10 protein-coding genes are annotated in these 9090 nt (G+C 54.4%); 7 read left to right on the top strand and 3 right to left on the bottom strand.

What is annotated here, in order from left to right; translation table 11 throughout:
* Window positions 1–76: 76 nt before the first annotated feature.
* Window positions 77–334 (bottom strand): helix-turn-helix domain-containing protein, encoded by a 258-nt coding sequence (locus AB8996_RS05710; protein WP_369298009.1) that lies wholly within the window; start codon window positions 332–334, stop codon window positions 77–79.
* A gap of 252 nt (window positions 335–586) precedes the next feature.
* Here AB8996_RS05710 and guaA (AB8996_RS05705) point away from each other — a divergent pair, with 252 nt between their 5' ends.
* A complete protein-coding gene (gene guaA, locus AB8996_RS05705) occupies window positions 587–2137 on the top strand; it encodes a glutamine-hydrolyzing GMP synthase (RefSeq protein ID WP_369298008.1) in 1551 nt (516 codons plus the stop codon).
* Window positions 2138–2222: 85 nt separating this feature from the next.
* Here guaA (AB8996_RS05705) and AB8996_RS05700 read toward each other — a convergent pair whose 3' ends face one another.
* Window positions 2223–2714: a TetR/AcrR family transcriptional regulator gene (locus AB8996_RS05700; RefSeq protein ID WP_369298007.1), complete on the bottom strand. Its 492-nt coding sequence runs from the start codon at window positions 2712–2714 to the stop codon at window positions 2223–2225.
* 192 nt (window positions 2715–2906) lie between these two features.
* Between AB8996_RS05700 and AB8996_RS05695 the strand changes: the two genes are divergently transcribed.
* A complete protein-coding gene (locus AB8996_RS05695) occupies window positions 2907–3863 on the top strand; it encodes a 3-hydroxyacyl-CoA dehydrogenase (RefSeq protein WP_369298006.1) in 957 nt (318 codons plus the stop codon).
* A 171-nt stretch (window positions 3864–4034) separates the two neighbouring features.
* Window positions 4035–5003, top strand: coding sequence for a glutamine-hydrolyzing GMP synthase (gene guaA, locus AB8996_RS05690; RefSeq protein WP_369298011.1), 969 nt, complete (start codon window positions 4035–4037; stop codon window positions 5001–5003).
* A gap of 171 nt (window positions 5004–5174) precedes the next feature.
* On the opposite strand, the gene AB8996_RS05685 is transcribed toward guaA (AB8996_RS05690), so the two are convergent.
* A complete protein-coding gene (locus AB8996_RS05685; protein ID WP_204791286.1) occupies window positions 5175–5732 on the bottom strand; it encodes a helix-turn-helix domain-containing protein in 558 nt (185 codons plus the stop codon).
* A 165-nt stretch (window positions 5733–5897) separates the two neighbouring features.
* On the opposite strand from AB8996_RS05685, the gene AB8996_RS05680 reads away from it, so the two are divergent.
* The 4 genes from AB8996_RS05680 to AB8996_RS05665 are packed head-to-tail and all read left to right on the top strand — an operon-like array spanning window position 5898 to window position 8661.
* Window positions 5898–6086, top strand: coding sequence for a hypothetical protein (locus tag AB8996_RS05680; protein WP_023345703.1), 189 nt, complete (start codon window positions 5898–5900; stop codon window positions 6084–6086).
* A gap of 12 nt (window positions 6087–6098) precedes the next feature.
* Entirely contained in the window at window positions 6099–7175 is a 1077-nt protein-coding gene (locus AB8996_RS05675) for a site-specific integrase (RefSeq protein ID WP_161929746.1), read from the top strand.
* A 3-nt stretch (window positions 7176–7178) separates the two neighbouring features.
* The gene (locus AB8996_RS05670; protein ID WP_369298005.1) at window positions 7179–7499 is read left to right on the top strand and encodes a hypothetical protein; all 321 of its coding nucleotides are present in this window, start codon (window positions 7179–7181) and stop codon (window positions 7497–7499) included.
* A gap of 7 nt (window positions 7500–7506) precedes the next feature.
* Window positions 7507–8661 carry a helicase RepA family protein gene (locus tag AB8996_RS05665; protein ID WP_369298004.1) on the top strand — a complete coding sequence of 385 codons (1155 nt, stop codon included), beginning with the start codon at window positions 7507–7509 and terminating at the stop codon, window positions 8659–8661.
* Window positions 8662–9090 lie beyond the last annotated feature (429 nt).

The following is a 9090-nucleotide window of genomic DNA, read 5'->3' as shown; positions in this document are numbered from 1 at the left end:
CCTTTAGGGGTGTGCCTGTATCCTGCCCTTTAGGGCTGTTATAAAACCACCGGCTCCGCCGGTGTGATATTTATTTTTACTTTTCAGGCGGGACGAATTCCAGCAGGTCGCCGATTTCACAGCCCAGCACAGTACACAGCCTTGCCAATACGTCAATGTCCAATCGGGCGATGGTGTTGTTGCAATAGCGGTTGAGCTGTGTCCGCTGCATTTCCGCACGCTGGCTGAGCTTGTTTTTGCTGATCCCGCTTTCTTCGATCAGCTTTGCAAGATTAATTTTGACCGACCCATATTTTTCCACGGTTTTCTGCCCCCGGCTTTTTGTAATTGACAAGATAAGTATAGCTTTGTTAGATGTGTTTTGTCAACTGTAAAATATTATGTGCTTAAATCTGCACATAGTAGAACTGTCAGACGTGATAGTCGCCTATGTCACGCACGGCTGGGGCGGGGCGGCGAAAACCCTTGCGTATGCAGGGAGAAAAAAGAAATTTGTCCTTTGCTTCCCGGCGTACAAGGAAAATCTTGAAGAAATGGAGCAGTTGTGATAGGATAGGGGCAGGAAAAAGAAAGGAATGGGGAAATCATGGAAAACTCCTCGCGCCAGCTTGTGCTGGTCCTGGACTTCGGCGGGCAGTACAATCAGCTGATCGCCCGGCGGGTCAGGGAATGCAATGTCTATTGTGAAGTGAAGCCGTACACCACGCCGGTGGACGAGATCAGGGCGATGTCGCCCATCGGCATTATTTTTACCGGCGGACCGGGCTCCGTCTATCTGCCGGATTCCCCCCAGGCAGACCCGGAGCTGTTCCGGCTTGGAATACCGATCCTGGGGATCTGCTACGGCTGCCAACTGCTGGCGCACAATCTGGGCGGCAAGGTCACGGAAGCGCAGGAGGATTCCGCCCGGGAATACGGGAAAACCAAGACCTTTTACAATACAGACTGCAAGCTGTTCCGCGGGCTGCCGGAGGAGGGCTTCTCCTGGATGAGTCACGGCGACTATATGGCAAAGGTGCCGGAGGGCTTCCGGCTGACGGCGCATTCGGACAACTGTCCCAACGTGGCGATCGCCGATGAAGCCAGAGGCTTTTACGGCGTGCAGTTCCACCCCGAGGTGAACCACACCGAAAACGGCACGAAAATGCTGCGCAACTTCCTCTATGAGGTCTGCGGCGCTGTGGGCGACTGGACGATGGAGGACTACTGCAAAACCGCCGTGAGGGAGCTGCGGGAAAAGATCGGCGGGGGAAAGGTGCTGCTGGCGCTGTCCGGCGGTGTGGATTCCTCCGTGGCGGCGGCGCTGCTGGCCGAAGCGGTGGGCAGCCAGCTTACCTGCGTGTTTGTGGACCACGGTCTCATGCGGAAGGACGAGGGGAACGAGGTGGAAGCCGCCTTCTCCAAATGGAACCTGAATTTTGTCCGGGTGGACGCCGGGGAGCGCTTTTTAGGGAAGCTCAAAGGCGTGACCGAGCCGGAACGGAAGCGGAAGATCATCGGCGAGGAATTTATCCGGGTGTTCGAGGAGGAATCCAGGAAAATCGGCAGAGTGGATTATCTGGCGCAGGGCACGATCTACCCGGACGTGATAGAATCCGGGCTGGGCGACGCCGCCACCATCAAGAGCCACCACAATGTGGGCGGTCTGCCCGACTATGTGGACTTTAAGGAGATCATCGAGCCTTTGCGCTTACTGTTCAAGGACGAGGTGCGTGAGCTTGGCAGGGAACTGGGGCTGCCGGAGTATCTGGTCATGCGCCAGCCCTTCCCGGGACCGGGGCTTGCCATTCGCATTATCGGCGAGATCACCAGGGAAAAGGCGGATACCCTGCGGGAAGCGGACGCCATTTTCCGGGAGGAAATTGCAAACGCCGGGCTGGACAGAAGCATCAACCAGTATTTTGCCGTGCTGACCAATATGCGCTCTGTCGGCGTGATGGGCGACGGCAGAACGTATGATTATGCCCTTGCGCTCCGGGGCGTGACCACCTCCGATTTCATGACCGCCGACTGGGCGCGCATTCCCTATGACGTGCTGGATAAAATCAGCGTCCGCATCGTCAATGAGGTGCAGGGCATCAACCGCGTGCTGTACGATATCACCTCAAAGCCCCCGGCAACGGTGGAATTTGAGTGAGAAGGTCCAGAGCCGGGAAGCTGCATAAACAGCGCTTTTCCCGGCTTTTGATGCAGGGCGATATCTTTTTGGTACAATATTAAGGCTAATTTTTTGTTGCGTCATAGACAATGGACGAAATAATTTTTTTCCCTATCGCTATCATTTCTTCGGGAGATTCTTCAAATCCGTTCAAAATCCATGCATTCAGAATACCAAAAAGACCATATTTGAAAAAAGAATTGGCATACTGCTGTTCTTTGGCTTCGCTCTGCTCGACAAAGATAGCGTCGAAAGCCGAAAGCAGTGTTTGCGACAGCCCTGCTTCATACGCAAGGAGAAACCATTCCCTATTGGCATAATTGAATCTGAAAAAAGCTTCCGTATTCTCAAGAGCAAAACCAGTCGTCATCCGAAGCCCAGCTTCTTCTGCCCATCTCTCCCAACACATCTTCAGCTTATAAACGATCAATTCTTCTTTGCTTTTGACATGGCGGAAATAAGTGGCTCTCCCTACACCAGCCTTTTCTGTGATCTCGTTGATCGTTATTTTGCTGTACTCTTTTTCTTTCATTAGCGCGATCAGAGAATCTGCCATGCATTCCAGCAGGAATTTCGTAGACTCATTTCTTCGGTTCACTATAGCGATCTCCTCTCTGAGATACTTTTTCACTGCAAAAGTATCAATACTGTCTTATTGAATTGACACTGCAATGGATCACTGCTAATATCTAAAATAAAGATACAAAAGTATCATCAATAAGTCAAGATGCAGAAAGTGGGGATCGTGATGAGCTATCAGAAAATCGTAGTAGCAGGCGGCGGCGTACTTGGCAGTCAGATTGCTTTTCAGAGTGCTTATTGTGGATTTGATGTAACAATTTGGCTTAGATCTGAAGGTTCCATCGGGCGTACCCAGCCAAAGCTCGATCATTTGAAAAAAACCTATCTGGATACCATCGAAAATATGGCAAACGGGGAAGGTCCTTGGGCTGCAGGTATTGCAGACAGCGACGCCTTTGATAAAAAAGAATGCGTTGCAAGGGTCGAGCGCGCTTACTCCAGCCTGAAGTTGGAGTTGAATATGCAAAAAGCGGTGGAAGATGCAGATCTGGTCATTGAATCAATGGCGGAAAATGAGAAAGATAAGATAGAATTTTATCAAAAGCTGGCTCCGTGCCTTCCGGCAAAGACTGTCATTGCCACCAACTCTTCTACCCTGCTTCCTTCTGCTTTCGCAAAATATACTGGAAGACCTGACAAATATCTATCTCTTCATTTTGCAAATTCTATCTGGCAGAACAATACAGCGGAGATCATGGCTCAGGATAAGACCGATTCCCGGTATTTTGAGGAACTGATTGAATTCAGCAACGAGATCCGAATGATTGCGCTGCCGGTCCGCAAGGAAAAAAGCGGTTACCTGCTAAACTCTATGCTGGTTCCTTTTCTCCTGAGTGGTCTTGATCTCTATGTGGCGGGGGTTTCCGATCCACAAAGTATTGATATTGCATGGACACATGGCACCGGCGCTCCCAAGGGACCTTTCCAGATCATTGATACGGTTGGACTTACTACCGCTTACAATATCGTTATGCAATATCAGAAAGTCCCCGGACTCCTGAGCCCACTCCTGAAGAAAATGATGATGCCGTACAATTTTAAGGAAATGGCGGCTGTACTAAAAAAATTCATTGATGAGGGCAAGTTGGGAATGTCTTCTGGCGAAGGGTTCTATCAATATTGAAAAGTGTTCCATTGTGATATATGTCTGGTATCCTGCAAGATGTTTTCGGAAAGTGATTTTAATATCCGGAATAGACGGGAAGCCCGCAGCGCACTTGCGCCGTGGGCTTCTTTGGTATATAATACAGAAAAACGGCGGAATACAAAGGAGAATGGAACAATGGAAAACAAAATGCGTCCCGCGGATATGAAGCGGATCAATACCCCGGAGCTGGCGGAAGCCTTTATCGAGGAGCAGGTGCAGGCTGTCCGGGCTCAGGTGGGGGACAGGAAGGTGCTGCTGGCACTCTCCGGCGGAGTGGATTCGTCGGTGGTGGCGGCGCTGCTCATCAAAGCCATCGGCAGGCAGTTGGTGTGCGTCCATGTGAACCACGGTCTGATGCGCAAGGGCGAAAGCGAGCAGGTGCTGTCGGTGTTCCGGGACCAGATGGACGCCAACCTGATCTATGTGGACGCCACGGACCGCTTTCTGGAGCTTCTTGCCGGCGTGGACGAGCCGGAACGGAAGCGGAAGATCATCGGCGGCGAGTTTATCAAGGTGTTTGAGGAAGAAGCCCGCAAGCTGGAGGGCATCGACTTCCTCGCCCAGGGCACGATCTACCCCGATATCCTGGAGAGCGACGGCGTGAAGGCGCACCACAATGTGGGCGGTCTGCCCGATGACTTTGATTTCGAGCTGGTAGAGCCGGTGCGCCTGCTCTATAAGGACGAGGTGCGAATGGTGGGTCATGCGCTGGGTCTGCCCGCGTCTATGGTGGAGCGCCAGCCCTTCCCCGGACCCGGTCTGGGCGTGCGGTGTTTGGGCGCTATCACCCGGGACAGGCTGGCTGCGCTGCGGGAATCCGACGCGATTTTGCGGGAGGAATTTGCAAACGCGGGTCTGGCGGGAAAAGTCTGGCAGTTCTTCACCGTGGTGCCGGACTTCCGTTCCACCGGCGTGCGGGACGGCAAGCGCGCTTTCGACTGGCCGGTGATTATCCGCGCGGTCAACACAGTGGACGCCATGACCGCCACCGTGCCGGAGATCGACTGGGCGGTGCTGAAGAAGGTCACCGACCGTATCCTCGCGGAAGTCCCCGGCGTCTGCCGCGTGCTCTACGACCTCACTCCCAAGCCCGTGGGGACCATTGAGTGGGAATGACCGTCAAAACGGCGCAAACCCGCATGAATACAGGGTTTTTGACCTGTCACTTTGCCTTGTGATACTGGTTTGATACTATTCGTTTCAACCCGGTCACACAAGAGAATGATTGCAAAGGGCAAGCGAACCGCCCTGCTGAACGACAAATTCAGCAGGGCGGTTTTGCTTGCCCTATTTTTCTTTTCTCCAGGGTACATAGTATTTCGATTCTTTCCCGTCATCGCAGGTACTCGGCCAGTTGATTTTCCATTCAAAGTATTCTTCCCTGGTAATCTCCCCGGCGTGTAGCTCCTGCTGGCGCAAGAGCCATTCCCTCATAAACTCGTCCACAAGGCCATAGTTGAAGTAGATACCCACAGGAGGTTGAGCGGGCCAGTCGTCCGTGTCATTGTAGCGGACGGCGGTATCATCGGAGGCCCCCGTCTTGCCGGGGTTGCGGACAAGCTGAAACAGGCGGATGGAGCCAGGGCTGTCCTCGTCCAGCCAGAAGAACGTCCGCATGAAGTCCTCGGCACAGCCGGGTTGAACCGTATAGAAGTTCTGACGGTCTACCCGCAGGGCCTGGGCAATCTTGTCCAGCAGCTCCCTCTTTGGCACACGGTAATTCGTTTCGTACTGGGCAATACGGTTATCCGCTCCCTTTTCCTCAAAGCCGATAGCCAGCCCCAATTCCTTTTGCGTCATACCTCGAAATATGCGGATTTTCTTGATTTTTTCTCCTACTGTCATATGTTCCACCGCCTTTGAAAATAGTATAGCGCAAATAAGCGAAATATGCAAGAAGAAAATTAACAAAATTGCGAAATAAACTCTTGACATTAACAACCATGCGAATGTATAATAAGGATGTCAGCATTAACAATTTTGCGAACTAACAATAAGGAGGTGTTGTATTTGAGCAAAGAGCTGTTTGTACGTGCCGAGGAAGTGGCCGGGGCGCTGGGTATCTCCAAGCCCTACGCCTACAAGCTGGTGCGGGAGATGAACGAGGAGCTGAAGCAGAAGGGTTTCCTCACCATCCCCGGACGGGTGAGCAGGCGCTACTTCGAGGAAAAGTTCTATGGACTGCGGGAAAATCAGTAAGGAGGGAAGAAAATGCCAGCGTACAAAGACAAGGCCAAGGGAACATGGTATGCGTCCTTTTACTTTGAGAACTGGACAGGGAAAAAGGAAAAGAAGATGAAGCGGGGCTTCAAGACCAAGCGGGAGGCGCTGGAATGGGAACGGACGTTCCTGCAACAGCAGACCGCCGACCTGGATATGACCTTTGAGAGCTTCGTGGCGCTCTACGCCGCAGACATGAAAGGCCGTATCAAGGAAAACACCTGGGGGACGAAAGAGCATATCCTCTACAAGAAGCTGGTGCCTTATTTCGGAAAGCGGAAAATGAGCGAAATCCACTCCAAAGAGGTCATGGCGTGGCAGAGCGAAATGCTGAACTACCGGGACAAGAACGGCAAGCCCTACTCCCCCGTGTATCTGAAAACGCTCCACAATCAGTTGAGCGCCGTTTTCAATCATGCGGTGAAGCATTACAACCTGAAAGCCAATCCCGCCGCCCAAGTGGGCAACATGGGCAAGGCCAAGGGCCGGGAAATGCTGTTCTGGACGAAAGCGGAGTATCTGAAATTCGCTGACGCTATGATGGACAAGCCCCTCTCCTACTACGCCTTTGAAATGCTCTACTGGTGCGGTATTCGGGAGGGGGAGCTGCTGGCCCTCACCCCTGGGGACTTCGACTTTGAGAAGCAGACGGTTTCTATCTCGAAATCCTACCAGCGTATCAAGGGCCAGGACGTTATCACCGACCCCAAGACGGCCAAGAGCAACCGGGTCATTCAAATGCCCGCTTTTCTCTGCGAGGAAATGGAGGACTACATCAGGAGCTTGTACGCCGTGGAGCCGACAGACCGCATTTTTGCGGTAACGAAATCCTATCTTCACCGGGAGATGGACAGGGGGGCGAAAGAGGCGGGGGTCAAGCGGATCAGGATTCACGATTTGAGACACAGCCACATTTCCCTGCTGATTGACATGGGCTTTACGGCCCTGGCAATCGCTGACCGGGTGGGGCACGAAAGCATTGACATCACCTACCGCTACGCTCACCTGTTCCCCACCCGGCAGGCGGAGATGGCGGACAAGCTGAACATGGAGCGAAAGGGGGCTTAAATCATGTCTGCGAAAAATCTCGACAACCACAACCGATGGAGAAGCAAGACCATAGCGTTCCGGGTGTCCCCGGAGGAAAACGAACAGATTGAGATTGCCGTCCGCCTGTCCGGGCTGACCAAACAGGACTACATCACCCGGCGGCTGCTGAACCGGGACATTGTGGTGCAGGGCAATCCCAGGGTTTACAAGGCCCTGCGTGACCAACTCGCCACCGTCCTGGGGGCGCTGCGGCGCATGGAGGCCGGGGGCGGGATGGATGATGAACTTCTCGCCACCATCCGCCTTATCACCGTGACGCTGGACGGCATGAAGGAGGATTGATAGATTGATGGATTCCAGAGAAGCGAAAAGGACTGTCCCGGTTCCGTCTGTTGGCGCAGACGGGGAACAGCCCATTTCACAAACAACTGCCCTGAGTATATCAGAAGCGGCTACCGAAAACAACCCCCAGGATGAAAGTATGGAGGATATTCTTCGGGAGCTTCAGCGGACAAGCGACCCGGCCTACCTCTACACCGTTTCCATGAACGAGCTTTACCAGAATGTCTACCAGAGCAGACCGCCAATCATTGACGGTCTGCTCTACCCTGGGACATACCTCTTTGCGGGAGCGCCCAAGGTGGGCAAGTCATTCCTGATGGCCCAGCTTGCCTATCATGTGAGCATGGGCCTCCCCCTGTGGGGCTATCCCGTCCACAAAGGCACCGTCCTCTATCTGGCGCTGGAGGACGACCACCGCCGCTTGCAGGGGCGGCTGTATCGGATGTTCGGCATGGACGGCACCAACGACCTGCTCTTTGCGATCTACGCCAAACAGCTCGGCCTGGGCCTGGAGGAACAGCTAAAGAAGTTTGTCCGGGAACACCCCGATACCAAGCTGATTATCATTGACACCCTCCAGAAAGTCCGGGAGGTCGGCGGGGACAAGTACAGCTACGCCAACGATTACGAGGTGGTGGGCAAGCTGAAACGCCTTGCTGACGATTGCGGTATCTGTCTCCTGCTAGTACACCACACCCGGAAGCAACAGGCCGATGATAAGTTCGATATGATTTCCGGCACCAACGGCCTGTTGGGGGCGGCGGACGGGGCCTTTCTTCTTCAAAAGGAGAAGCGGACGGACGGCAGCGCCATTCTGGACGTGGCAGGGCGTGACCAGCAAGACCAGCGGATGTATCTCACCAAGGACAGGGAGCGGCTTGTGTGGGAGCTGGAACGGCTGGAAACGGAGCCGTGGGTGGAACCGCCCGACCCGGTGTTGGAGGCCGTTGCCGCCCTTGTGACGGCGGACAGGCCCGCCTGGGGCGGCACCGCCACGGAACTGGCGGCGGCTATCCAGACCGACATGAAGCCCAACGCCCTGGCGATGCGGCTGAACGTCCGGGCCGGGAGGCTGGCGGCGGAGTACCACATCCGCTATGAGAACAGCAGGAACCACGCCGGGAGAAGTATCACCCTCACCCTGGAACCGCCCCAGGCGTGACGACCGTGACGGCTGTGACGGCTTTTTTGAGAGCGGAGGCGGTGTGTAAAACATCGTCACGGTCGTCACGGCCGTCACGGGGAGCGGGGCCAAAAGTCAAGGGGCCATACCTGGGGGTGGAGATTGCCGCAAGGCAATACAACCCGAACCCCTTGACTTTTGGCCCACGGAGGACACTGGCCGGGTGGGGGGAAAGGCTGTGCCTTTCCCCCCTGCCCAACGGCGAGTGTCAAAGTTTAGGCGGGGTGCAGGGTGCCCTTTTCAAAGGGCGGCCCTGCTGGGGGAGCCGTCCGCAGACGGCGGGGGCAACGCCCCCACTCCACCCCGTAGGGCGCAAATGCGCTTTTGATGGCCGCAAGGCTGTCAAAAGTGCTTTTGCGTTACTTTCGCAGAAAGTAACAAAGGCCGCCGCTTTGCGGCGAAAGGAGT

This window comes from uncultured Neglectibacter sp. (assembly GCA_937958185.1).
Taxonomy (GTDB): Bacteria; Bacillota; Clostridia; order Oscillospirales; family Acutalibacteraceae; genus Acutalibacter.
Note: the sequence above shows the minus strand (reverse complement) of the source record. Positions and strands in the feature narration are given on the sequence as shown.

What these genes read in the sequence shown, in the direction of transcription:
- AB8996_RS05670 (WP_369298005.1), top strand. Translation starts at nt 7,179, where the DNA reads ATGTCTGCGAAAAATCTCGACAACCACAACCGATGGAGAAGCAAGACC.
- AB8996_RS05700 (WP_369298007.1), bottom strand. Translation starts at nt 2,714, where the DNA reads ATGGCAGATTCTCTGATCGCGCTAATGAAAGAAAAAGAGTACAGCAAA.
- AB8996_RS05695 (WP_369298006.1), top strand. Translation starts at nt 2,907, where the DNA reads ATGAGCTATCAGAAAATCGTAGTAGCAGGCGGCGGCGTACTTGGCAGT.
- guaA (WP_369298008.1), top strand. Translation starts at nt 587, where the DNA reads ATGGAAAACTCCTCGCGCCAGCTTGTGCTGGTCCTGGACTTCGGCGGG.
- AB8996_RS05685 (WP_204791286.1), bottom strand. Translation starts at nt 5,732, where the DNA reads ATGACAGTAGGAGAAAAAATCAAGAAAATCCGCATATTTCGAGGTATG.
- guaA (WP_369298011.1), top strand. Translation starts at nt 4,035, where the DNA reads ATGCGTCCCGCGGATATGAAGCGGATCAATACCCCGGAGCTGGCGGAA.
- AB8996_RS05675 (WP_161929746.1), top strand. Translation starts at nt 6,099, where the DNA reads ATGCCAGCGTACAAAGACAAGGCCAAGGGAACATGGTATGCGTCCTTT.
- AB8996_RS05665 (WP_369298004.1), top strand. Translation starts at nt 7,507, where the DNA reads ATGGATTCCAGAGAAGCGAAAAGGACTGTCCCGGTTCCGTCTGTTGGC.